Source organism: Curtobacterium sp. MCBD17_028 (genome assembly GCF_003234875.1).
In the GTDB taxonomy this organism is placed as follows: Bacteria; Actinomycetota; Actinomycetes; order Actinomycetales; family Microbacteriaceae; genus Curtobacterium.
Window position 1 is genome coordinate 41,095 of sequence record NZ_QKTQ01000004.1, and the last position, 22,189, is coordinate 63,283.

Annotated in this window: 22 protein-coding genes; 5 read left to right on the forward strand and 17 right to left on the reverse strand. The window is 67.6% G+C overall.

The features are described 5' to 3' along the window. Positions 1-98 precede the first annotated feature (98 nt). From DEI86_RS06355 to DEI86_RS06370, 4 genes are all read right to left on the reverse strand, one after another. Positions 99-1,400, reverse strand: a complete 1,302-nt coding sequence (locus tag DEI86_RS06355; protein ID WP_111013122.1) for an ABC transporter substrate-binding protein — start codon at positions 1,398-1,400, stop codon at positions 99-101. Between the two features lie 117 nt (positions 1,401-1,517). Next, positions 1,518-2,564 carry a LacI family DNA-binding transcriptional regulator gene (locus DEI86_RS06360; RefSeq protein ID WP_258370131.1) on the reverse strand — a complete coding sequence of 349 codons (1,047 nt, stop codon included), beginning with the start codon at positions 2,562-2,564 and terminating at the stop codon, positions 1,518-1,520. Between the two features lie 123 nt (positions 2,565-2,687). After that, positions 2,688-4,028: a right-handed parallel beta-helix repeat-containing protein gene (locus tag DEI86_RS06365; protein WP_111049077.1), complete on the reverse strand. Its 1,341-nt coding sequence runs from the start codon at positions 4,026-4,028 to the stop codon at positions 2,688-2,690. Positions 4,029-4,095: 67 nt separating this feature from the next. Beyond that, a complete protein-coding gene (locus tag DEI86_RS06370; protein WP_111049078.1) occupies positions 4,096-5,328 on the reverse strand; it encodes a glycoside hydrolase family 32 protein in 1,233 nt (410 codons plus the stop codon). Positions 5,329-5,481: 153 nt separating this feature from the next. On the opposite strand from DEI86_RS06370, the gene DEI86_RS06375 reads away from it, so the two are divergent. The 5 genes from DEI86_RS06375 to DEI86_RS06395 all read left to right on the forward strand — a co-directional run bounded on the left by DEI86_RS06375 (position 5,482) and on the right by DEI86_RS06395 (position 10,784). After that, complete coding sequence (locus tag DEI86_RS06375; protein WP_258376474.1) at positions 5,482-6,783, forward strand: sugar ABC transporter substrate-binding protein; 1,302 nt, start codon at positions 5,482-5,484, stop codon at positions 6,781-6,783. A gap of 54 nt (positions 6,784-6,837) precedes the next feature. Continuing rightward, a complete protein-coding gene (locus DEI86_RS06380; protein ID WP_111013118.1) occupies positions 6,838-7,722 on the forward strand; it encodes a carbohydrate ABC transporter permease in 885 nt (294 codons plus the stop codon). Further along, a complete protein-coding gene (locus tag DEI86_RS06385; protein WP_111013117.1) occupies positions 7,719-8,558 on the forward strand; it encodes a carbohydrate ABC transporter permease in 840 nt (279 codons plus the stop codon). Before DEI86_RS06380 ends, DEI86_RS06385 begins: the two co-directional genes overlap by 4 nt. 216 nt (positions 8,559-8,774) lie before the next feature. Beyond that, positions 8,775-9,809, forward strand: coding sequence for a LacI family DNA-binding transcriptional regulator (locus tag DEI86_RS06390; RefSeq protein WP_111013116.1), 1,035 nt, complete (start codon positions 8,775-8,777; stop codon positions 9,807-9,809). A 39-nt stretch (positions 9,810-9,848) separates the two neighbouring features. Next, positions 9,849-10,784, forward strand: coding sequence for a carbohydrate kinase (locus DEI86_RS06395; protein ID WP_111049079.1), 936 nt, complete (start codon positions 9,849-9,851; stop codon positions 10,782-10,784). 117 nt (positions 10,785-10,901) lie between these two features. On the opposite strand, the gene DEI86_RS06400 is transcribed toward DEI86_RS06395, so the two are convergent. The 13 genes from DEI86_RS06400 to DEI86_RS06465 all read right to left on the reverse strand — a co-directional run bounded on the left by DEI86_RS06400 (position 10,902) and on the right by DEI86_RS06465 (position 22,144). Then, positions 10,902-11,987, reverse strand: a complete 1,086-nt coding sequence (locus DEI86_RS06400; RefSeq protein ID WP_111049080.1) for a LacI family DNA-binding transcriptional regulator — start codon at positions 11,985-11,987, stop codon at positions 10,902-10,904. Between the two features lie 17 nt (positions 11,988-12,004). Next, complete coding sequence (locus DEI86_RS06405) at positions 12,005-12,964, reverse strand: ribokinase (protein ID WP_111010483.1); 960 nt, start codon at positions 12,962-12,964, stop codon at positions 12,005-12,007. Continuing rightward, on the reverse strand, positions 12,961-13,884 hold the full coding sequence (locus DEI86_RS06410; RefSeq protein WP_258376475.1) for a carbohydrate ABC transporter permease: 924 nt from the start codon (positions 13,882-13,884) through the stop codon (positions 12,961-12,963). Before DEI86_RS06410 ends, DEI86_RS06405 begins: the two co-directional genes overlap by 4 nt. Next, positions 13,881-14,882: a carbohydrate ABC transporter permease gene (locus DEI86_RS06415; protein WP_258376476.1), complete on the reverse strand. Its 1,002-nt coding sequence runs from the start codon at positions 14,880-14,882 to the stop codon at positions 13,881-13,883. Before DEI86_RS06415 ends, DEI86_RS06410 begins: the two co-directional genes overlap by 4 nt. A gap of 7 nt (positions 14,883-14,889) precedes the next feature. Then, on the reverse strand, positions 14,890-16,233 hold the full coding sequence (locus DEI86_RS06420; protein ID WP_111049081.1) for an ABC transporter substrate-binding protein: 1,344 nt from the start codon (positions 16,231-16,233) through the stop codon (positions 14,890-14,892). A gap of 115 nt (positions 16,234-16,348) precedes the next feature. Then, the gene (locus tag DEI86_RS06425) at positions 16,349-17,302 is read right to left on the reverse strand and encodes a nucleoside hydrolase (protein ID WP_111049082.1); all 954 of its coding nucleotides are present in this window, start codon (positions 17,300-17,302) and stop codon (positions 16,349-16,351) included. Positions 17,303-17,630: 328 nt separating this feature from the next. Continuing rightward, positions 17,631-18,248: a VanZ family protein gene (locus DEI86_RS06430; RefSeq protein ID WP_181439716.1), complete on the reverse strand. Its 618-nt coding sequence runs from the start codon at positions 18,246-18,248 to the stop codon at positions 17,631-17,633. Positions 18,249-18,312: 64 nt separating this feature from the next. Then, the gene (locus DEI86_RS06435; protein ID WP_111013112.1) at positions 18,313-18,561 is read right to left on the reverse strand and encodes a hypothetical protein; all 249 of its coding nucleotides are present in this window, start codon (positions 18,559-18,561) and stop codon (positions 18,313-18,315) included. Positions 18,562-18,669: 108 nt separating this feature from the next. Next, a complete protein-coding gene (locus DEI86_RS06440; protein WP_111049084.1) occupies positions 18,670-18,882 on the reverse strand; it encodes a hypothetical protein in 213 nt (70 codons plus the stop codon). After that, positions 18,879-19,310 carry a hypothetical protein gene (locus tag DEI86_RS06445; RefSeq protein WP_146244871.1) on the reverse strand — a complete coding sequence of 144 codons (432 nt, stop codon included), beginning with the start codon at positions 19,308-19,310 and terminating at the stop codon, positions 18,879-18,881. Before DEI86_RS06445 ends, DEI86_RS06440 begins: the two co-directional genes overlap by 4 nt. Before the next feature lie 350 nt (positions 19,311-19,660). Then, on the reverse strand, positions 19,661-20,677 hold the full coding sequence (locus DEI86_RS06450) for a hypothetical protein (protein ID WP_111049086.1): 1,017 nt from the start codon (positions 20,675-20,677) through the stop codon (positions 19,661-19,663). A 387-nt stretch (positions 20,678-21,064) separates the two neighbouring features. Continuing rightward, entirely contained in the window at positions 21,065-21,304 is a 240-nt protein-coding gene (locus DEI86_RS06460; RefSeq protein ID WP_111049088.1) for a hypothetical protein, read from the reverse strand. 453 nt (positions 21,305-21,757) lie between these two features. After that, positions 21,758-22,144, reverse strand: a complete 387-nt coding sequence (locus tag DEI86_RS06465) for a hypothetical protein (protein ID WP_146244872.1) — start codon at positions 22,142-22,144, stop codon at positions 21,758-21,760. Between the last annotated feature and the right edge of the window lie 45 nt (positions 22,145-22,189).

Below are 22,189 nucleotides of genomic sequence, written 5' to 3' on the forward strand. Positions count from 1 at the left end.
GCCAGGTCGGTGATGAGAGTGGCCACGAGTGCCCTTTCCGTGGAGGGGTGGTCCCGTGGGCCGCTGGACGGTACAGCGGCCCACGGGAAGGAGCGGGGCTACTGCAACTGCGCCTTGCCCTTGGTGTAGAACTGCTGGAACGACTTGCTGAACGCAGCGGCCGTGGTCGACTTGTTGGTCAGCGACTGCATGCCGCTCTGCTGGAAGTCGAGCAGGCCCGGCAGCGGGTAGTCGGGGAAGTACGACAGCTTGTCGCCGTCGACCAGCGTCTGGAACTGCTGGTTCAGCGCCTTGATCTGCGGGTCGGTGATCACGCTCGGATCCCCGGCCAACGGCAGGCCGGCGTTCTTGGCCATCACGTTCTGCACCTGGGGGCTCAGCGTGGTGCTGATCCAGTCGTACGCGAGCTCCTTGTTGCCGGACTTCGTGGGGACTGCCCAGAGGTGTCCGGACGACCCGACGTTGAGCTTGGCGTCCGGCAGCGCGAAGGTGCCCCAGTTGAACTTCGCCGAGGCCTTGACGTTCGAGAACGCGTTCGAGTCCTCCAGCAGCAGCGGGTTCTTCTGGCTGAGCCAGGCCTGGTCCATCTGGTCGCCGGTCACCGAGGCCAGTCGCGTGCCGAGGTACCCCTTGTCGATCCAGTCCTGGAATTGCTTGGTGCCGGTCGACCACGGGGCGGCGTCGACGTTCGGCGACCCCTTGAGGAACATGAAGTCGTCGATCTGGTCGCGCGTGGCGCCGGCGGACACGAGCGAGTACCAGGTCCAGAGCGCACCGAACCCGTTCGCGCTGCTGGCGAGCGGTGTGGTGCCCTGGTCGACGAACTTCTGCATGTCGCTCTCCAGCTCGGCACGCGTGGTCGGCGGGTTGGTGATCCCGGCCTTGGCGAACATGTCCTTGTTGTAGAACCAGACGATGAACTCGCCGATGTTCGGGATGCCGTACCAGTTGCCGCTTCCGGCGTTGCCGTCGGAGTCGTACTTCGCCAGGCTCGCGACCGAGCCCTTGATCTTCTCGTCCCAGCCGCGCTTCTCGACCTGGTCGTTGAGGTTCTCCAGCAGCCCCTGGGAAGCGAGCTGACCAGCGTCGGCGCCGCCCTTGTTGACCTCGAGGACGTCGGGGACCTTGTTCCCGGAGAGGAGGAGCTTCCCGTTCTTCTGGATGTTGCCGAAGCTCGTCGTGACGAACTTGACGTTCACGTCCGGGTGCTTCTTCTCGAAGATCGAGACGGCCTCCTTCCATCCCTTGTACTGCGCGCTGCTGCTGGCCTCGTACTGCCAGATCGTGAACGTCTTGGAACTGCTGCCGGCGTTGGAGCATCCAGTCAGGACACTGGTGGTGAGGCCGATTGCGATCAGGCCGGCGACCAGACGCCAGAGCCTGCGGGTGGTGCGTTTCATGTGAGACACCTCGTTGTGATGGGGATTTTCGGGCGCACTGAAGGAACCGTCGGTGGACGAGCGCTGCAGTGGTGGTGGGACGTCAGCCTGCCGAGGGTGATGGCGGGCGTTCTGCGATCAGGTCATGGTGGCGACGGTCCGAGGGGCGGCCACTGAACAGCGGCGCACGATCGGACAGGGGACGATGTGTTCGCTGGGGACACGCGGTGCGTGGAGGTCCTCGAGCGCGCGCTGGATGGTGACCTGCGCGGCGAGTTCTCCCATCGCCCGGTGGGGCAACTGCACGGTGGTGAGGCCGGGTACGAGTCCGTCGGCGATGTCGAGCTGGTTGTCGAACCCGACGACCGAGAGATCACCAGGGATGGCGAGACCCAACTCGTTCGCCACGTGGTAGACCGCGTTGGCCATCCGGTCACCGAAGCAGAACACCGCTGTCGGGCGGTCGTCACGGCTGAGGAGCGCACGCGCGGGCTCGAGCGTGTGCACGGTGCCTGCCTCGACGGCCTCGACGACGAGGGCAGGGTCGAAGACGATCCCTGCGGCCTCGAGCGCATCCCGATAGCCCTGGAGCCGCAGGCTGCGAGCCGGGATGTCGCGCGACACCGTGCAGAAACCGATCCGCCGGTGACCGACCGCCGTGAGTTCGGCCACCGCTGCGAACGCTCCCCCGCGCTCGTCGGGGACGATCCAGTCGACCGGCGAGGAGGGGTCCTCCGGTCGCCCGTCCAGGATCACCAGCGGGACCCGGTCGGGGACCGCGGGGGGCACGATGACCTGGTGGTACTCGCACGCGTAGATGAGGGCGTCGACGTTGCGTTGCAGCAGCATGGTGAGCGCGTTGCGCACCACCCGCTGATCACCGTCCGTGTCCACGAGCAGGATGAGGTACTGCTCGTCGATCGCGACGCGCTGGGCGCCACCGATCATCTGGCCCGCGAAGGGGATGCTCGCGACACGGTCGGAGATCAGCCCGATCGTGTGCGTCTGACGGGTCCGGAGCCCACGAGCCATGAGGTCGGGGACGTAGCCCAACATGTCCGCGACGTCGCGGACGTGCTCGACGACGGCATCGCGGACGCGCCCCTTGTGTCGTCCGCTCAGGACCAGGGAGACGGTCGACGTGGACACGCCCGCACGTGTCGCCACGTCCTTCATCGTCAGCATGATCAACCTCCTCGTCAATCGGTTGATGCGAAGCTAGACAGTCAACAGAGTTGACGCAAAGCCCAGCACCGAGATCCTCGTACCGCACGTCCGGCGACCGTGCATGTCCGATTCGACGCGCTGCTACGAACCGATGGCGGGCGTGGCCCGGAAGGCATTGGCCGTCCGGTCGAGGACGGACTCGTCCTCGGTCCCCGAGTCGAGGACCGTGTTCCCAGCGGAGCCGGGGTCGACCATGACCGTCGTCACGTTCAGTCGACCCGCGGCGTCCGTCGTGAGGAGCGCGTCGACCTGCGCGGAGAAGGCCGAGTCGTTCGACTGGATGTGCACGTCCTTCGCGACCACGTGGTTGGTGGAGACGGAGTTCCCGGTCCCGGACACCAGCCGGATGATGACGGGCTTCTGGTCCGCCGGCCGCACCCGCTGGGAGTCGACCACCTCCGAGAAGTGATTGCTGACGATGGTGTTGTCGCTTCCGTCGACCCGGAGGAGTCCGTACGAGTCGGGTCGGCCGTTGTCGATCGCGAGGAACGGCGTCCACGGCTCATGGTCACGCAGGAAGTGGTTGGACGCGACCAGGTTCTCCGAACTGCCCTCGGTCAGGATCACCATCCCCGGGTAGAACGAGTGCAGTCGGTTGTTCGTGACGCTCGACCGGGTGACGCCGGCGAGGTGGATGCTGCTCGCACCTCGCGGGAACACGTTGTTGGCGGTGATCAGGAGCCCGCCGTGGTTCTCGGCGTAGATCGAGTGGCCCCGGGGACCGGCACCGATGAGGTTGTCGGTGACCTTCGACGCCTGACCCCATCCGCGGAGCTCGATGCAGCTGCCGCATTCCGCGATGAAGTTGTCGTGGATCGACAGGGCGTCGGTGTTGTGGATGGTGAGCGCGTGCTCGAGGTACACGAACCCCATGCCGTTGACACGGAACGAGTCGTTCGGAGTGGCGACGTGGATGCCGGTCTTGCCGTTGACGTACGTGTTCTCGGGGTGGAGATCCGCTCCGTCCGCGACGAAGTGCATGCCGTCGATGCAGAAGTTCTCGAACTCGACCGAGCTGAGGCGAGGGCTGCCCTGGCGTTCGACGACGAACGCAGCGCCGTCGCGAGCGCTCTCGCCGCCGGTGAGCGGGAGGTCGACGAGGATGCGGCTGCCGCCGGGCCAGAGCTCGTGCAGGCTGGGCCACTCGTCCTCCGGGACGTTGAACCGGATGCTCGACGACGTGAAGCCGTGCCCGGACCCCTGGATCTTGAGGAAGCTGACGTCGATGACCACCTGTGTGCGGAGGTGATAGTCGCCCGGTGGGATGGAGATCACCGCACCGGGCCTCCCACCGTCGCCGTCGTCCGTTGCGGTCTGCCGACTCTTGATGTCGGCGATGATGCTGTTGATCACCGCGCCGATGTCCGTGGTCGGGTCGCCGACCGGCCACGCGGTCACGTCGTAGTGATTGCTGTTCTGCATGGGTGGGAATCCTTCCGTTCGTGGTCATGGCCGGGCCCGCGCTGTCCGCTGGGCCAGACCTGATCGACTACTGCGAGGTGGCTGCCGTGGAGCGCAGCGGAGCGGCGAAGAGTCCAGCTCCCGTGCTCAGTTCGAGGATCGGGCCGTCGATCAGGATCTGCACCGTGCTGTCGTCGGCCACCACCGTGGCGCTCCACCCGCTGACCGGAGCGGACACGACCACCTTCCCGGCCGTTCGCTCGAGCGTGAGGACCGGCGCGCCGTCCCGGGTGACCTGGAGCTCGCCGAACTCCGGGTCCCAGCTGATGATGTCGGCGCGTCCGTCACCGACGAGCTCCACGCGGTCGGACGCGGTGTGCGCGGTGACGCCGTCGTTCCGGACGACATCGGGGTGCGGGCGGGCGACGAGGACGTCGCCGTCGAGGGAGAGCAGGTGGGGAACGCTCATCGCGCCGGTCCAGACGTCGCCGTCGCGGTCGCGGATCTCCCGCAGCCAGAAGACGAGCCCGGGGCGACCCTCCGCGTCTCGGTAGAACGAGGGCGCGTAGTAGCTGTCGCCCCAGGTGAGCCGGCCCCAGTGGTCGACGGTGAACACACCGTCGTTCCAGGCCCCCAGCCCGTACGCGACGTAGTGGAGCTCGTCATCGCTCCACACGGAGGTGATCAGGACGTCGACTCCGTCGAGCGTGAAGATCTGCGGGCACTCCCAGAGCTTCCCGGTCCACACCGGGTCGGTGGCCGCTGCGTCGCGTTGCGCCGCGATCCCGTCGTACCTCCAGTCCCGCAAGTCGGGAGACGAGTACGACAGGGCGGCCGCCGTGGTGCCGAGGAGGTTCGCGCCGACGAGCATCCGCCACTGGTCTCCGTCCCGGAAGACGAACGGGTCGCGGTACACCTGCACGTCGAGGTCCGCTGGCGGGACAGCGACGACATCGCCCTTCTGCCATCGGTTCCACTCCGCGTCCATGGGAGTCGCGGTTCGGATCCGGCCGATGCTGAAGTCCGCTGCGTCGATCGACGTGTAGAAGATCGTCGTCCTGTCTCCGTCGACGGCCAGCGACCCGGACCAGATGCCGTCGTCGCCCTCCCCCGGCGCGAGGGCGACGGGCTGCTCGGTCCATGTCCGCAGGTCGGCGGAGGTGGCGTGTCCCCAGTGGCAGGAGGGAGCCCAGCTGGTCTGACCCGGGACGTGCTGGAAGAACACGTGGTAGGTGCCGTCATGCCAGGTCAGGGACAGCGGGTCGTTGATCCAGCCGGCGCGGGCGGTCAGGTGGATGGTCGGGCGATCGTCGTCGATCATGCGCAGGAGTTCCCCTCGAGACGGGCGGTGTCGTCCGCTTGACGACCTCTCCGTGCTTGTATATCTTGGGCCAAGTCGTTTTGGCAAAACGCTTTGTCAGAGCCAACCGTACCCGATCGCAGCATCGCTGCTGCAGACCAAGGAGACGAAGTGATGATGCTTCGTAGGAAGCCCGGCGTTCGAGCCGGCAAGAAGGCCCGCATCGCCGCCGGTGCCGCCGTCGCGGTGGTCTCGGCACTGGTCCTCAGTGCCTGCGGCGCCGGTGGTGGTGGCAGCGCCAAGGCCACGAGCAGCCTGACGGTGCTCGTGGAGGCCGGTGGTCACGGCGAGCTGCAGCCCATCGCCGACCTGTACAAGAAGCAGACCGGGACCAAGGTCCAGTTCGTGGAGCTGCCGTACGACGGGCTCTACAACCGCGTGAACAGCGAACTCAACTCCGGTTCGGTGTCCTTCGACGTCGCTGCACTCGACGCGATCTGGCTCCCCACCTTCAAGGACGGCCTGACGCCGCTGAACTCGATGTTCACCGGCGACGTGAAGAAGGACCTGTTCCCGGCCGAGCTGCAGGAAGGCAAGATCGGCAGCGACTACGTCGGCATGCCCGCCTGGACGAACTCGGAGATCCTCTACTACCGCAAGGACCTCCTGGACGACCCGGCGAACAAGACGGCCTTCAAGCAGAAGTACGGCTACGACCTCACTCCGCCGACCACCTGGCAGCAATACCAGGACGAAGCCGCGTTCTTCACCAAGGACGGCACGTACGGCACCGCGACCAAGGGCGCCGTGGAGACCGAGTACCTCGCCGCGCTCTCGCAGGCCGGCGAGAAGAACATGGTCATCGACGCCAAGGGCAACGTCACCCTCGGAGACACCGCGAGCTTGAAGGCGCTCGACTTCTACACCAGCATGCTGAAGTCGTCGGCACCCGGCGCAGCGCAGACCGACTGGGCGGCGTCGCAGAACCTCTTCTACCAGGGCAAGACCGCGCTCATGCTGTTCTGGGGGCACGCCTACCGCCAGATCCCGAAGGACTCGAAGGTCTACGGCAAGGTCGGCGTCGCACCGATGATCGCCGGTCCCGCTGGGGTCGCCGGTGTCCCCGGCCCCTACTACCTCAGCGTCCCCAAGGCGTCACCGAACCAGGCCGCGGCGAAGAAGTTCATCCAGTTCGCCTACAAGCACAACGACCTGAGCGCGACCACCGACCTCGGCCTGGCCGCACGGGTGTCCGCATTCCAGAAGTACGAGGGCAAGCCCGGGTACGAAGCCTTCGCCCCCATGGTGAAGACCCTGCAGGCGAAGGGCACGATCCCGCGTCCGTCGAACCCGAAGTGGCAGCAGATCGTGGACAACGCGCTCGTTCCGATGCTGCAGAAGGCGGTTCAGCCGGGCGCCGACAACCAGCAGCTCCTGGATCAGGCCAAGACCAAGATCGAGGGCATCCTCAAGTAATGGGTGGTGGCCCTTCGGGGCCACCAATCCCCCTCCCCGACCGGAAAGTCGCTCGTGCGTACAACCGACCGACGCTTCGCCGCGCTCATGATCCTGCCGGCAGCGCTGTTCCTCCTCATCTTCATCGGCTGGCCGCTGATCCAGTTCGTCAGCAACAGCTTCTTCGACATCAACCAGCTCGCGGGCACCCGTCGGTTCGTCGGCTTCGGCAACTACCTCACCGCGTTCACCGACCCCGACTTCGGCAACTCGGCGTGGCGCACGGCGGTCTACACGGCCATCGTCGTCTTCTTCGAGTTCGCGATCGGGCTGCTCGTCGCACTCCTGTTCGCGACGATCGGGGATCGCTCGCGCGTCTTCCGCACGATCTTCCTGTACCCCCTGATGATCGCCCCGATCGTGGCCGGCCTGCTCTGGAAGTTCCTGCTCAGCGACAACTTCGGGATCGTCGGTCAGCTGCTGTACGACGCACACCTGCTGCCGCAGCCCAACGCGATCCAATGGTTGAGCGATCCCAAGATCGCGCTGGTGTCGGTGTCGATCCCCGACGTGTGGCTCACGACGTCGTTCATCACCCTGGTGCTCTTCGCCGGGTTGCAGAACATCCCGGGAGACGTGCTCGAGGCGGCGAGGCTCGACGGCGCGCGATATCCGACGCTGCTGTTCCGCATCGTGATCCCGCTGCTCCGTCCGGTCATCGCGGTCGCGCTGATCGTCCGCGGCGTCGACGCCGCGCGCGCGTTCGACGTGATCGTCCTGCAGACGAACGGCGGGCCCCAGAACGCCACCGAGACGATGTCGCTGCTGGTGTACCAGACACAGATCCGGTACGGCGACCCCGGGCTCGCGAGCGCGATGGGCACCATCTACCTCATCGCGATGCTGGCCGTGGCCATCTTCGCGATCTTCAAGATCTGGCGACCCGGGAGTGAGCAGTGAACGGCCTCGAATCACAACGCACCGGCACGAGGACGATCCTCTGGATCGCCCTGATCCTCCTGGTGGTGCTGTACGCGTTCCCATTCGTCTACATGCTGCTCACCTCGCTCAAGGTGCCCGTGGAGACCATCGCCGTGCCGCCGCGGATCCTGCCACAGAACTGGACACTGCAGAACTACGCATCGGCGCTCGGCACCAGCGGCGTGCCGGCGTCCTTCGTCAACAGCATCGTCACCGCTGTGATCAGCACCGCGATGTCGCTCGTCCTCGCGGTCCCAGCTGCCTACGCGGTGACCCGCTACCGGACCCGCTTCGGACAGGTGTTCATCCTCGTCGCACTCGTGACCCGGATGGTCCCGGCGATCGTGGTCGGCGCTCCGCTGATCACGATGTTCCGCACGATCGGTATCCAGGACACCTCGTTCGGGCTCGCGATCGCGCACACCACGATCTCCCTGCCGCTGTCGATCTGGCTGCTGTCGAGCTTCTTCCAGGCCGTGCCCGAAGAACTCGAAGAAGCAGCACGAGTCGACGGCGCGTCACGCATCGGTGCGCTGGTCCGAGTCATCCTCCCGGTCACCGCCGGGGGCCTCGCCGTGACCGCGATCTTCGCGTTCCTCGCGTCCTGGAACGACTACATCTTCGCGCTCTTGCTGACCTCGGTGCGGGCGCAGACGACACCGCTGATGATCGCCGACTTCCAGACCCAGTTCGGGCTCGACTGGGGAACGATGACCGCCCTCGGCATCGTCTACTCGGTCCCCGTCATCCTCCTGACGTTCGTGCTGCAACGGCACATCGTCGCAGGACTCACGCTCGGGGCGGTGAAGGGCTGACGACGGTCTCAGGCGGGTGGTCGAACCGGTTGGATCTAAGGTGAACCAGGCAGCCGAGCGCATGACGGAGCGATCGTCCGGTCGAGCGCCGACCGCACCGCCGTCGTGCGAGTGGGGCAGCGCGGTGACGGGGAACAGAGGACCCAGTCAGATGCTGACGATGAGCGCCGGGAGGCGGCCGAGCGATCGGCCGGTGGTCAGCGGGAAGGAGCCACGGTGAATCGCAGACGTGTCGGCATCAAGGACGTCGCCGCCGAGGCCGGCGTGTCGGTGACCACCGTCTCGCACATCCTCAACGACGTCGACTTCCTCCGCGCGAGCGATGAGACCCGCGAACGGGTCAAGGACGCCGCGAAGCGGCTCGGCTACGGCCCGAATCGCATGGCGCGGGGCTTGCGCATGCAGCGGTCCGAGATGATCGGGCTCCTCAGCGAGGAGATCGCGACCACCCCGCACGCCGGACGCATCATCCTCGGTGCGCAGAACGCCGCGCGCCGACACGGCCTGACACTCGTGATCATCAACACCGAGCGCGACGACGTCGCTGCGAACGCGACTGCGCTCATCCGGCAGCAGGTCGACGGCGTCCTCTACGCCACGATGTTCCACCGCGAGATCACGCCGCCGGCCGAACTCGACGGCATCCCCACCGTCGTCATCGACTCCACGGACCGGACGGGGACCCATCCCGCCGTCGCCCCCGACGAGCGCGGCGGCGCACGGGCCGCGATGCAGGAGCTCCTGACGCACGGCCATCGCCGGATCGGTTTCATGAACAACGTCGATGACGTCCCGGCCACGCGGGAACGCCTCGCGGGATACCGGGAGAGCCTGCAGCAGGCGGGCATCGCGATCGATGAGGCGCTCGTCCACGCGGCACCGTCCGAGAGCCCCGGAGGGTACGACGCCGCGCGCGCGCTCCTCGGACTTCCGGATCGCCCGACCGCTCTGTTCTGCTACAACGACCGGATGGCGATGGGCGCCTACCGTGCCGCTGCGGAGATGGGCCTGCGCATCCCCCAGGACGTCTCGATCGTCGGGTTCGACAACCAGGAGATCATCGCGGAAGGGCTCTTCCCGGCACTGACGACGGTGGCCCTCCCGCACTACGAGATGGGCGAGTGGGCCCTCGAGCGACTCGTCCAGCTGCAGGGCGGGAGCCCAGCGGACGACCACACGGCGGACACCGAGCCGGTGTTCCTGCCCTGCCCGATCGTCCGACGTGAATCGATAGCCGCTCCCCCGAGATGACGATGCGACGGTGATCCCACCGCGCAGCGAAGGATTGTGATGAACCCCTCCTCCCCACCTGCCCTGGTCCTCGGTGAGGCCCTCATCGACGCGGTCGTCGACGCGGCCGGGAGCCGGCTGACCCCAGGCGGAAGCCCGATGAACGTGGCCGTGGGGCTCGCCCGACTCGGTGTTCCCGTCACGCTCGCCACGCAGTTCGGTGATGACGAGTACGGCCGCCTGATCGCTGCGCACCTCGAGAAGGACCACGTCACCGTCGACCGTGCAGACGGTCGGACATCCGTGGCCCGTGCCGAGCTCAACGCAGACGGTTCCGCGCGATACGACTTCGACATCGAGTGGGATCGGGATGCGCCGGTCACTGCCACCGTGCCCGCGGTCGCGCACACGGGGTCCATCGGCGCGTTCCTGCAGCCCGGAAACCGGGCAGCAGCCGATCTGTTCCGCCAGCTTCCCCCGTCGACGATCCGCAGCTTCGACCCGAACATACGGCCAGCCCTGCTCGATCGGGAGGTAGCGCTCGAGCAGTTCCACCTCCTCGTCGGTCGCGCGCACGTCGTCAAGCTCAGTGACGAGGACGCCGAGTGGATCCATCCCGGCGTCGACCCGGACGGCGTCCTCGATCGCCTCCTCGACGCCGGAGTCCGACTCGCTGCGATCACGAGGGGCGCGGCCGGGTCGGTCATCGCCAGTGCCGCCGGCCGGGTGGAGGTGCCGGCACCATCCGTGGATGTGGCCGACACCATCGGAGCGGGAGACGCGTTCATGTCGGGCCTGCTCTTCGCGCTGCTGCGGGGCGACGGTCTCCGCCGGGTACGGGACGCAACAGTGGATGCGACCACGCTGGCCCGGGTGGGCGCGGTCGCTGCCGCGTCGGCGGCGGTGGCCGTGAGCCGGCCGGGGGCGAACCCTCCGTCACCTGGTGAGCTCCTCGCCGCCACCGAGGAACCGGCATCGGATCCGCGCATCGCCTGACGTCCGTGATGACGAACACCGGCCAGGCGCTTGTGCGTCCCGGCTCGTCGGGGCAGCTCCGTGGGGACCGTCCGCCTGCCCCACTCGGAGCGTCGTCGCGCCCCGAGTTGAACCGCGTCACCTGCTCGTCGGTCTCCCAGTCGTCGTCGTCCCGTGGTCCACGGCCGACGGGGCGAGGAGCTCGCACCCGCAGCTCCGGCCGACGACGAGGTTCCCACGGAGCCGACTGCGCGCTGCCGGAGCCGTCGGGTCCGCGATGCCTGCGATGAGCTGCCGGGCGGCGAGTTCCGCGATCAGCTCGACGTCCTGCCGCACCGTCGACAGCGGCGGCACGGTGTACGGGGCGATCCGCGTGCCTCCCACTGCGACGACGGCGACGTCCTCGGGGACGCGGAGCCCGAGTTCGGCGCAGGCGGAGATGACGCCGACCGCCTGGGCGTCGTTCGTGGCGAAGACGGCGGTGGGGCCGCGGCCGTGGACGACCCAGGGACGACCGTGACTGCTCAGGAGCTGCATGGCGGCCGAGTACCCACCCTCCTCCGAGATCTCCCCGTAGGCGAGCAGTTCCGGTCCGGAGGGCAGTCCCTCGCTCCCGGTCGCGGTGCGCCACCCGGCGATGCGCTCCGCCTCGCTGGTGAGCCGCGGCGTCCCGGCGATGCAGGCGACCAGCATGTGCCCGTGCTGCAGGACCAGGTGCCCGACGGCGGTCGCGGCGTCCAACGCGTCCTGGGCGCTCACGGTCGACCAGCCCGGATGGGTCCCCGCTCCGTCGAGACTCACCACGGGGCGATCGGCCTGCCACGTCGGGGTGCTGGCGAGCGAGACACCGGGGGCGAACACGAGGCCGTCGACGTTGCGGTCGATGAACGACTGCAGGTACCGCTCCTCACGTGCCCGGTCGAAGTACGTGTTGCCGGTGAGCACGAGGTAGCCCCGAGCGCTGAACTGCCGCTCCACCGACTCCCCGAGTTCCGCCATGAACGGATCGCGGGGGTTCGGCGTGAGGTACCCGATCGACCGGGTGCTGCCGTTGCGGAGCGACGACGCGATGGCGTTCGGTCGGTACCCGAGGTCGGCGATCGCCGCCTCGACCCGCTCGCGGGTGGTGGCGGAGACGGGGCGCGGCCCGTTGTTGATGACGTAGCTCACGACGGCGGGCGAGACCCCCGCAGCCCGAGCGACGTCCGACCGTGTCACTGGCATGGGTCGATCTTCCCGCGTCAGCTGATCGGTCCGGTGACGGCCCTCTCCGTCGTGAGGTCGGCGAGCGTCGGGTACGAGGACTGCGCCCCCGGCGTGCGGACCGCGAACGTCCCGGCGGCCACACCGATCGCGGTCGCCTCGCCGAGCCCGCCGCCGCGCGCGAGCGTCGCCGCGAGTGCACCGACGAACGCGTCGCCGGCGCCGGTCGTGTCGACGACCCGGTCCGGTGGCGTGGCAGGGAGGTGCCCCTCGCCTCCCGAGTCGGCCCAGCAGGCGCCCTGCGCGCCGAGGGTGATGACCACCGAACGGGCGGTACCGAGCAGGGTGCGGACCGCCGCAGCGGCCTGCTCCGGATCCGCGATGGGCCGCCCGACGAGCGCGGTCGCCTCGGACTCGTTGAGCACCAGTGGGTCGCAGACCGCGAGCAGGTCGTCCGGGAGGCGCTGGTACGGAGCGAGGTTCAGCACGCACCGCGCTCCCGCCTCCACCCCCGCCCGGAGCGCCGTCGCGATGATCTGCGGTCGGAGCTCCGCCTGCACGACGACGATCGCCCGCTCGGCCTCCGCCGCGAGGCGTCGCACCGTCCGGTCGACGCGGCTCGCGGTGAGCGCGAAGTTCGTGCCGGGCACCACCGTGATCGCGTTCTCGCCGGAGTCGTACACCGACACGAGCGCGAGTCCCGTCCGACCGCGGTCGATGATCTCGACCTCCGAGGTGTCGACGCCCTCGCTCCGCAGGCCGCGGAGGAGGTCGGTGCCGTCCGGGTCGTCGCCGACGCTGGCGACGAAGCTCACGTCGCCGTTGAGCCGTGCTGCGGCGACGGCCTGGTTCGCTCCCTTGCCACCGGGCTGTCGCAGGAGGTCCTGGGCGAGGACCGTCTCCCCCGGCGCAGGCGGAGCGGTCACCCGCACGATGTAGTCCTGGTTGGCCGAGCCGACGACGATGATGTGCGCGGATCCCGGCGCTTCCGTGCTCACTTCTCACCACTTCCGATCGACAGCCGGCCGAAGAACCGCTGCAGGATGAAGAGACTGATCGCCGGCACGAGCGACAGCAGGACGGCACCCGCGAAGTTCTCGCCGTAGTTCGCGCTGTGCTCCCCGAACGTCGACGCGAGCGCCACCGGCGCGAGCTGCTTCGAGTCGTCGGTGACGACCAGCAGCGGCCACAGGTACGAGGTCCACTGCGCGAGGAAGATGAGCAGGGCGGAGTTCGTCAGCGCCGGACCGGACATGCGGAGGTACAACGAGAAGAGGATCTTCGGCTCGCTCGCGCCGTCGAGCATGGCGGCTTCTCGATAGGAAACCGGGATGCCGAGGAACGCCTGCCGGAGGTTGAAGATGGCCAGGCCGTTCCCGATCCCGGGCAGGACCAGACCGATGAGGCTGTTGCCGAGCCCCCAGTCCGTGAACTGCTGCGCCAGCGGGATGGCGATCGCCTCGAAGGGGACCATGAAGCTGATCACGATGACGGCGAAGACGACGTTCCGTCCGCGGAACCGGTACACGGCGAGCGGGTACGCCGCGGCCGCGGACACGAGGATCCCGACGACGACGGACGCGATGCACACGATCGCCGAGTTGAGGAGCGCCGTACCGAAGCCGTCGTGGACGAGCAGCCCGACGTAGTTCTGCAGCGTGACCCGCGACGGGACGAACAACCGCCAGGTCAGCGGCGACATCGTCGTCAGCACGTCCATGTTCGGCCGGAAGGACCCGATGAGGATCCACAGCGCCGGGAGCATGAACAGGGCGCTGACGACGATCGCGACGACCGTCAGCACGAAGCGGGTCGTCGACCACCGCCGGCGGCGGGGCGCTCCGGGTGACGCGACGTCGTCGCTCACGGTCGTCGCGACCGCGGCCGGGAGGCCCACCATGCCGCCGTCGGCCGTCATGCGTCCTCTCCGTCCTCGCGGAGCAGCCGGAACTGCAGGACGACGAACACCAGCATGATCACGGTCAGCACGATCACCTCGGCCGAGCCGAGGTTCTGGCTGCCGTACCCGTAGGTGGTGCGGTAGGCGTCGAACATGAGCAGTGTGGTGCTGTCCTGTGGTCCACCGTTCGTCAGCAGCTGCACGGGGACGAACAGCACGAAGTTCGCGACCGTGTCGGCGACGAGCACGAACAGCAGCTGACGACGGAGCATCGGCATGGTGATGCGCAGGAACGTCCGGACGGGGCCGGCGCGGTCGAGCTTCGCCGCTTCGTAGAGCTCGTCCGGGATCGCCTGGATGCCGGAGACCAGGAACATCATCCAGTAGCCGATGCCGATCCAGGACGCGACGATGATGATGCAGGCCAGTGCCTGTCGTGGCGAGGTGAGGAACGGCTGCGCGCCACCACCGATCGCGGTGATCGCGGCGTTGATCGGTCCCTGCGGGTTGAACGCCGCGCCCCATGCGATGCACGATCCGACGATCGGGATCGTCACCGGCACGATGAGGAGCGTCCGCCAGAGTCCGACGAGCGGGATCCGCTGGGTCAGGAGCACGGCGACGAGGAGCGCGACCGCGATCTGCAGCGGGTTGATGACGACGTTGAACAGGAGCGTGCGGCCGACCGTCGCCAGGAAGGCCGGATCGCCGAACAGTGACTGGTAGTTGCCGAGTCCGGTGAAGGTCGGGGGGATGAGTCCGCCCGGGAACGCCTTGAGCAGGCTGGACCCGACGGCGTCGATCGTCGGGGCGACCCGGAGGACTGCGAGGGCGATGACCGCGGGGGCGAGGAACACGATGCCCCAGACGAGTTCGCGTCGTGCGCCCGCGCGGCCGGTGCGGCGGCGGACCGGGACGGGCGTGCCGAACCGGTTGCGGACCTCCCGGGGTGCGGTCCGGGGACCGGGGCGGCGCGTGCGGGCCGCCCCGGTCGTGGTGTCGGTGGTCGAGATCACGGCCGGCCTACTTGTACTTCGCCCAGGCGGTCGTCAGCTTCGCCTTCGCGGCGTCGAGTGCCTGCTTCGGGTCGGCTCCGTTCCGGATGTCCGAGTACGCCTGGTTGATGATCGACTCGAACTCGATGTAGCCGATCGTCTTGACGCGCGACACCGCGGTCTGCGAGGTCTCGTGGTTGATGATCTTCGCCGCGTCCGTTCCCTCTGTCGACTGGAACACGGGCTTGTCGAAGTAGAGCTGCTTGCCCTTGACGTTCGCGGCGAGCTCCGGGTTGCTCCGGTAGCGGATGTAGCCCGAGCCGTTGTCGATCGCGAGCCACTTCATGAACACCGCGGTGGCGTCCTTCTGCTTGCTGAAGGGGTTCATCGCGACGGACCACGAACCGGTCGGCGTCGCGACCTGCTTGCTGTCCGCGAAGGCGGGCATCGGTGCCACGCCCCAGTGCACCTTCGACGTCTGCAGTTCGGGCAGGAGCCACGGCCCCTCGACCGAGTAGGCCACCTGACCGGCGAGGAACGCGGGGTCGGTCTGGTCGGCGGTCATGCCCTTGGGCGCCGCGCCGGAGGCGAAGATCGAGCGGTACCACGTCATCGCCTTCACCCACGCGCTGTTGGTGAAGTCCGGCGTCAGGTTGTCCTTGCCGTCCGCCCCGACCGAACCTCCGAGCTGGACCGAGAGCGGCTCGAGCTGGTAGTAGCGGTCGAACTGGCCGAACGTCATGCCGTACTGCGCGCCGGCCTGCTTGGCCTTCAGCGCGTCGGACGCGAGGTCCTGCCAGGTCATCCGGCTGCTCGTCGACGCGGAGGGTGTGGGGAGCCCGGCCTTGGCCAACAGGTCCTTGTTGTAGTACAGGAGCTGCGTGGAGTTCGCGATCGGGAGGGCGTACAGCTTGCCCTTCTGGACGCCCGTCTCGTACGACACTTTGTCGAACGACGACGAGTACCCGCCGAACTGGGACGTCAGGTCCTCGGCCTCACCGCGGCTGGCGAGCGCGGCGATGCGCGGCTGGTCCGCCCAGTAGAGGTCCGGGTCGCCGCCCTTGTTCGACACGTGCGAGTCGACGGTCGAATTGAGCGAGTCGAACGGCACGGTCTGCCACTTGATCGTGATGTTCGGGTGTGCCTTCTCGAAGGCGTCGACGACCGGCTGCATGTTGTCCGGGGACTTGAGGCTGAGGATGCTGAGCACCTTGACGGTGGTCTTCGGGTCCTTCGACGGGATGGACCAGCTTCCCGAGGAGGATGCGGCACCCCCGCCGCTCGAGCATCCGGTCAGGGCGAGTGCGCCGGCGATGACGCCGGCGGCGGTGACGAGCAGCCGACGACGGCCGGGGTGGACGTGTGATCGCATTGGTCCCTCCATTGGGTGTGCGGATCGTGGGTACGGTGAACGGCCCGGCGCCCGGGGCGGGCGACGGTTGTGCGGGCGGCGGTCGGAGCGGGTGCCGGGCGGGCGCTCCGACGGCTCAGAGGTCGGCGATGCGCCCCAGGAAGTGGTCGGTGAACGCGGCGACGTCGACCTCGGTCGCGATCCTGCAGTTCGGCGCGGGTGCGTCCGGCCCGTGCCCGAGGTCGGTGACGAGCACGCCGCGCGCGAGTCCGTCGCCGGTGACGACGTCGACCGCGGCGTCGACCCAGGTGAGGAACTCGGGGTGCGTCAGCGCCGCGACGGCGAGCGGGTCGTGCATCGCGCACGAATCGCGGTTGCGCGGGTCGCCCGGGTCGCGCTCGGCGATGTGGTCGATCCACGCGTTCGTCGATTCGCCCGCGAGGACTGCGAAGTCGCGGCCCGAGTCGGTGAGACGACGAGCGTCGTCGCGGGTGAGTCGGACCTGCAAGGTGACGTCGAGACCGACCCACCGCTGCGGTGCACCGGAGCGCAGCACGGTCGCGGCGGCCTCCGGGTCCACCCAGACGTTGAACTCGCCCGGCATGCTCCGGTGGGCCATGGTCCCGAGGAACACGCCGCCCATCATCACGATCTCCTTGACCGACGACGCCAGTCGTGGCTCCATCGTGAGGGCGAGCGCGATGTTCGTCAGCGGCCCGATCGCGCAGATCGTGATCTCGCCCGGGTTCGCCATCACGTGTTCGATGATCCGGTGCGCCGCGTGGCCTGGGTCGGGCTCCAGGCCGACCCCGTACGTGCTGACGACCTCGGGGGACGGCTCACGCCGGCGCTCCGGGTGCACGAGCGGTGTCGGGGCGCCCTTGACGACCGGGACGTCGATGCCCAGCCGACGGCGGAGTTCGAGCGTCAGGAGCGTGGCACTCTCGACGTCGGTGTTCCCGTTGACGGTGGTGACCAGTTCGAGGTCGATCTCGGGTTCGGCCACCGCGAGGGCGAGCGCGAACCCGTCATCGATGTCGCTGCCCGGGGCACCCATGGCGAGGTCGGTGTCGAGGATGAGACGAGTCATCGCGAACTCCCTTGTTCAACTCGTGTTGCGTCGCTTCCTGACTGCGAGTTAACACGAGTTGCGCGGCGCGGACAAGGGGTGATCCGGAAATGGTCGGGCGAGAGACCTCGATGGGCGTCAGCGTCCGCGCTCTGGTCGATCACCGCAGTGGCGCAGGCTCGGCCGTCCCGTCTCCTCCGGGGACCGCTTCCACACCAGCTCCGACCGAGCCCCCTCGGCACGAACTCCGAGGAGGAGCCACCCTGCCTCAGCCCGCTGGAAAGCGGACCCGTTGATCGCTCGGGTCGCCCATCAGGCCACGCCGGTCGGATCGCCCGACCGCGATCCGTCAGTGCAGACCTGATCCCCACCGGGAGCGGGCTGAGGCTCCGCGCTTCCCGGGCATCGGTGACCTCGGGTCCGGACTCGGCCACCACATGAACGGCGTCGCGACGCGCGAGAGCTGTGGTACGCGCGACAGGAGGCGGACGACCGCGATCCCCACGAGTGCCCCGACGGTGTTGCCGATCACGTCGTCGATGTCGGCGACGCGCCCCGTGCTCACGGTCATGTCGCCGACGAGCTGGACCACTTCGATCGTGACGCTCAGCAGGAACGCGATGGTCCCGAGTCGGATGACGGATCCCCGGACGAGGAACGGTAGGAGCACCCCGATCGGAACGAACAGGACGATGTTGAGGACCATGCCCGACGGGTCGCGCGGCACGGTCGCCACCGGGATGAGTTGCACGAACACCGGCCATGGCGGGAGCGTGGCTCGTTCCGCGCCGAGGACGATCGGGGCGGGGAACAGCACCGACCGGAGCAGCACGATCCCGAACAGGCAGGCGGCGCCAGCGGTGATCGTGCGCGAGAGGGTCAGGCGGTCGCGCTGCCGCAGCCGCCACAACAGCAGCACCCAGACGACGATCGCGGCAGGGATGAGGACGGGCAGCGCGGGAACCACGGACGGCAGGTTATCGGCGACGCTCGCGCTGTGCCTGCGCGGGCGGAGGTCATGACAGCTGCCGTCAGTGGTTCCTGCGGCGCTGCGCAGACAGGGCGCGAACCCCTCGGAGCCAGCCTTCGAGCTCGGCTCGTGCTGCTTCCACGCTGTGGTGACTTCCCTCGACGGTCCCGTCGATCGAACGCGCCACGAAGCCCTGCTCGTGGGTCACCGAGCCGACGAGGTGTCCTCCGAGGAACGCGTCGAGACCATCATCGGCTTCCACCCACGCCAGATCGTGGAACGCGTCGGTCCCGGCCGGCAGATCGCTCATGGCTCGTCCTCGCGATCCTCGGGGGGCGAGCGGTTCGTGCTGAGGCTGCCGCGGTGCTGCTCGGCTCGAGAAGATCCACGCGCGGATCGCGGGGTCTCGGTCGATCGCCTACCGGTGGACGTCGGCCGTGGAGCGCGATTGGGGCCGCTGCACGATGACGACCGGGCAACCGGGCTCACCCTGGTAGACGAGCGTGCCGCCCCCGTCGAGGTCGACGTGCTTCACACCAGGGTCGTTGACCAACGAGTCGAGCTGCCGGCCATCGGCCACGACGTCGAGGCGGTACTCGCGGCCGCCCACGACCGCGTACACGTCGTTCACGCTCGACCCCGGGGCGTGAAGGAGATCCGTTCCGCGGCGCGGGTCACTTCCTTCGCCCGCGCATCACGGTCCTCGGCCTCGCCCTGTGCCACATCGATCCGTCGCTGCTTCTCCACGGCCACGTTCCGGCTGATCTCATCGACCACCGTTGCGATCTCCTCCGCGAGACCCTGCTCGAGCTCGTCCAACGAGGTGTGACCGATCAGGAGGCGACGATCGGCGATCTCGAGCGTGACCTCGGGGTACCCCGCCGTCGCCATGGCGTTCCGGACACTGCTCGTGACGATCGCCTGGGCCTCCATGGGTTCGGGACGGCGGTTGAACACCGCCGGGACGGTGTACCGCGCCGACGAGGCGGGGAGCGGGTTGGGAAGGCCAGAGGCCACGACGCCGGCGAGAGCCAGGGATTGGGAATGGGTGTCGGTCATGATGTCGCCGCTTCCGTCGACGGCTCCCGCACGCTCGCGCTCGAGAGGATCCCGAGCGGATCTGTGGTGGCCGCTCCTCGAGCCTCCTCTCGCCGCCTGGAAGCGCGCCTGCGACCCATGGGCAGCGCGCGGATCAGTCGGAGAAACCGGCGGACGAGGTGTGCTGGGGTCGCTGGGGGCAGGAGGAGGGACCCACCGAGGGCGCGGCTACCGAGCTGGCTGGACCTTCGACCCCGGCACGGCGACGACGACAGTGGTGCCCCTGGGGTGTCCCGAACTTACGCACCCACCCCTGTACGCAGAACCGTCATCAGTGCCACGCTCGCATTCCGAAGCGTCGACTGAGTGGTTCAGAGCTGCTCGCGGTCGGTGAACGCCGCCGCATCCGCAGCGAACCGCTCCTGCTCGGACGGTTCTGCTCCTTCAGCCAACGCCGCTTCCTCGCCGCGCCGCACTCGGGCAGCTTGTTCGATGCTGCGAGGCTCCTGCCCCGACAGGCGGACCATCAGCGCCCCAACGACCGTGAGCATCAACCACACGTCGGCTCGGTCAGGCTCCGTCTCGTTCGTATGCGCTTCACCCCGTTGGGAGCGGTCAGCGTTCACCCAAGACAGGAGGGGTTTCAGGAGGTTCATGTCGTACCCCTCAAGCAGCCCTTGCCGTTGCAGGTAAGCCACCTGCTTCTCAGCGCTCTGAGTGTCCTTCGTCGCCCCGAGTGTGCGGAGGAAATCTTGCAGCGCACTGCTCGCAATTGTGAGCGCACGGGAGGTACGCCCGTGCGAGAGTTCAGTGATTGCGTCCGAGTACCCCTTCGAAGCACTCTGCCACCGAGGGTCGCTGTCAAGGAGCAGTGTGACCGGCTTGATAACTTCCGAGTGCAGGACAGAGTTACCCCGCTGCACGAAGTCCCGGCCATCGAACTGCCACTCGACACGCTCCTCAAGCAGCATCCGGTTCACCGTCGTTTTGAACGCCCGGTTGTCGTACCAATCAGAAGGAGGGTCGAACGGTAACGCATTCCATCCACTCGTCTCCTCCGCAACAGCGAAAGCGAGTTCATCGAAGGCATAACCTAGAGCGCCAACCACATCGAGCCTCATCATCTCCGACCCGGCTTCGCCGTGCATGACACTGAACACGTCACGCTGCTCACCGTCCTCGTTCGGTGACCCAACCTCCATCAAGTCAGTCACTGCCCGCCACAGCGCCGACTCGTTGCTTGTCAAACGGGTGGCGAGTGCGTAGATGCGGCGAGCAAGAGGGACACTGACCGTGTTCCTCCACTGAACCCCTCGGACTCGTTCCTCCTCCTCAAGCGCCTTGGCTCGGAGAATCTGCGACGGGAGAGGCTTGAAACGGTCGGCCATGAGCAGAGCCTAGGCGACACTCAGAGCCTCACTCCTGCTGCCCATCCCCCAACCGCCCGGTGCTGAGCCTGACGATGACGGCACCAACCACATGAGCCATGAGGAACACGTCCTCCTTCTCCGGCTTCCCACTAAGCGTGTGAGCTTCACCGGACTGCGAACGGTCAGCAGTCACCCAATCCGTGAACGGCTTCAAGAGTTTCCTGTCCCACTGTGTGAGCCGCCCCGCCTTCACAAGCTCATCCACTTGAGCAGATGCACTCGCAGTGTTGGTTGTGGCTCCGCTTGACCGTAGGCCCGGTTCGCATGCTCGAACGCCGGGTCGCTCTCCAACAGCTCAACGGTCGGTTCTACCACTTCAGAATGGAGCGCCCTGTTCCCACGAGGTCAGAGCTGATGGTCGAACCACTCCCACTCGACCCGGTTTTCCAACAGTAAGCCGTGCGTCGCATCGATTAACAGTGACGGCCGCAGCATCGTCGATTGGATGTAGAACGTGCCGTCCCCGCCTGAAGTGCCGTACTCCTCAGCAGTGTCGAACACAAAACCGAGAGCAGCGACAGCATCAACACGGTCCATGTCCGTCCCGGCACCGTTGAGGATGCGCAGGCTCGCCGGATCGGGCATGTCGTTGAACGCGATCGGACGGGAGATCAGGCGGGATCCGAAGACGGTGAAGGCGGCGATCGAACGACACCGGGCCTAAGGCTCGATTAGGAGCCACTTGCCGGTTTCTTGGTCGATCCGATACTGGGTACCGGAACGCTGGGACTGGTTATGAATGACTAGCTGACGATCGGTGATCGCCCAAACGAGCCATATGGATTTGGGATGCTTTCCATGACCCCTCAGCGCGACCCTCCTCGCCAGCCGCAAGTCACGCCCGTGATGCAGCAGCATCGCCAGACGGTAGGCGGCCCCCCGTCGAGCTCAAAGTTGCGGCCCTTTGCTAGCGTGCTCGCGATAGCGAAGCCGACCGCGCCGTCACGGTCGAGGCAGACGGACCCGTCGAAGCGCTGGCGCTGATCGAGCTGCAAAAGTCTCCTGACGAGACGCCGCGCCTCGGTGAGGTTCGCTTAGTCATGTATCAATTCTACGTCGCGCCGCAAGATTATCGCCATTCTCCGCGTCCTCCCCGTTTGCCTCTTTCTCACGACGGATCTCCTTCGCCAGCTCGCGGAGCGCGTAGGACAGCTTCTTGGGGTGAGGCTCGTGGCGGACGACCGCGCTGACGGAGATCCGGTGACGCTTCATGCCCTTGCCCTCTATGACCGTCCAGTCCAGGGTGGCGGCGAGGTCACGCTCGAAGAAAAAACGTATGGCCGGCCAGTTGCCCTCACCAACCGAGGCGACGTAGGAGTCGTAGAGCTTAGACATGTGGGCGACGCTCTTGCCGGTGCGCTTCGGCAGGGAGGGCCGTTCGGCGCTGACCTTCCCGATCCGTGCGAAAAGGTCCGGTCCGGTCAAGTACGGGGCGTAGAACGCATGGATGTCCCACTGGCATCAAACGGC

Excerpts from the sequence above, each read along its gene's own strand:
- DEI86_RS06445 (WP_146244871.1), bottom strand. The coding sequence starts at position 19,310 with ATGACCGACACCCATTCCCAATCCCTGGCTCTCGCCGGCGTCGTGGCC.
- DEI86_RS06370 (WP_111049078.1), bottom strand. The coding sequence starts at position 5,328 with ATGATCGACGACGATCGCCCGACCATCCACCTGACCGCCCGCGCCGGC.
- DEI86_RS06410 (WP_258376475.1), bottom strand. The coding sequence starts at position 13,884 with ATGACGGCCGACGGCGGCATGGTGGGCCTCCCGGCCGCGGTCGCGACG.
- DEI86_RS06355 (WP_111013122.1), bottom strand. The coding sequence starts at position 1,400 with ATGAAACGCACCACCCGCAGGCTCTGGCGTCTGGTCGCCGGCCTGATC.
- DEI86_RS06400 (WP_111049080.1), bottom strand. The coding sequence starts at position 11,987 with ATGCCAGTGACACGGTCGGACGTCGCTCGGGCTGCGGGGGTCTCGCCC.
- DEI86_RS06420 (WP_111049081.1), bottom strand. The coding sequence starts at position 16,233 with ATGCGATCACACGTCCACCCCGGCCGTCGTCGGCTGCTCGTCACCGCC.
- DEI86_RS06360 (WP_258370131.1), bottom strand. The coding sequence starts at position 2,564 with ATGCTGACGATGAAGGACGTGGCGACACGTGCGGGCGTGTCCACGTCG.
- DEI86_RS06450 (WP_111049086.1), bottom strand. The coding sequence starts at position 20,677 with ATGGCCGACCGTTTCAAGCCTCTCCCGTCGCAGATTCTCCGAGCCAAG.
- DEI86_RS06365 (WP_111049077.1), bottom strand. The coding sequence starts at position 4,028 with ATGCAGAACAGCAATCACTACGACGTGACCGCGTGGCCGGTCGGCGAC.
- DEI86_RS06395 (WP_111049079.1), top strand. The coding sequence starts at position 9,849 with ATGAACCCCTCCTCCCCACCTGCCCTGGTCCTCGGTGAGGCCCTCATC.
- DEI86_RS06435 (WP_111013112.1), bottom strand. The coding sequence starts at position 18,561 with ATGAGCGATCTGCCGGCCGGGACCGACGCGTTCCACGATCTGGCGTGG.
- DEI86_RS06375 (WP_258376474.1), top strand. The coding sequence starts at position 5,482 with ATGATGCTTCGTAGGAAGCCCGGCGTTCGAGCCGGCAAGAAGGCCCGC.
- DEI86_RS06460 (WP_111049088.1), bottom strand. The coding sequence starts at position 21,304 with ATGCCCGATCCGGCGAGCCTGCGCATCCTCAACGGTGCCGGGACGGAC.
- DEI86_RS06425 (WP_111049082.1), bottom strand. The coding sequence starts at position 17,302 with ATGACTCGTCTCATCCTCGACACCGACCTCGCCATGGGTGCCCCGGGC.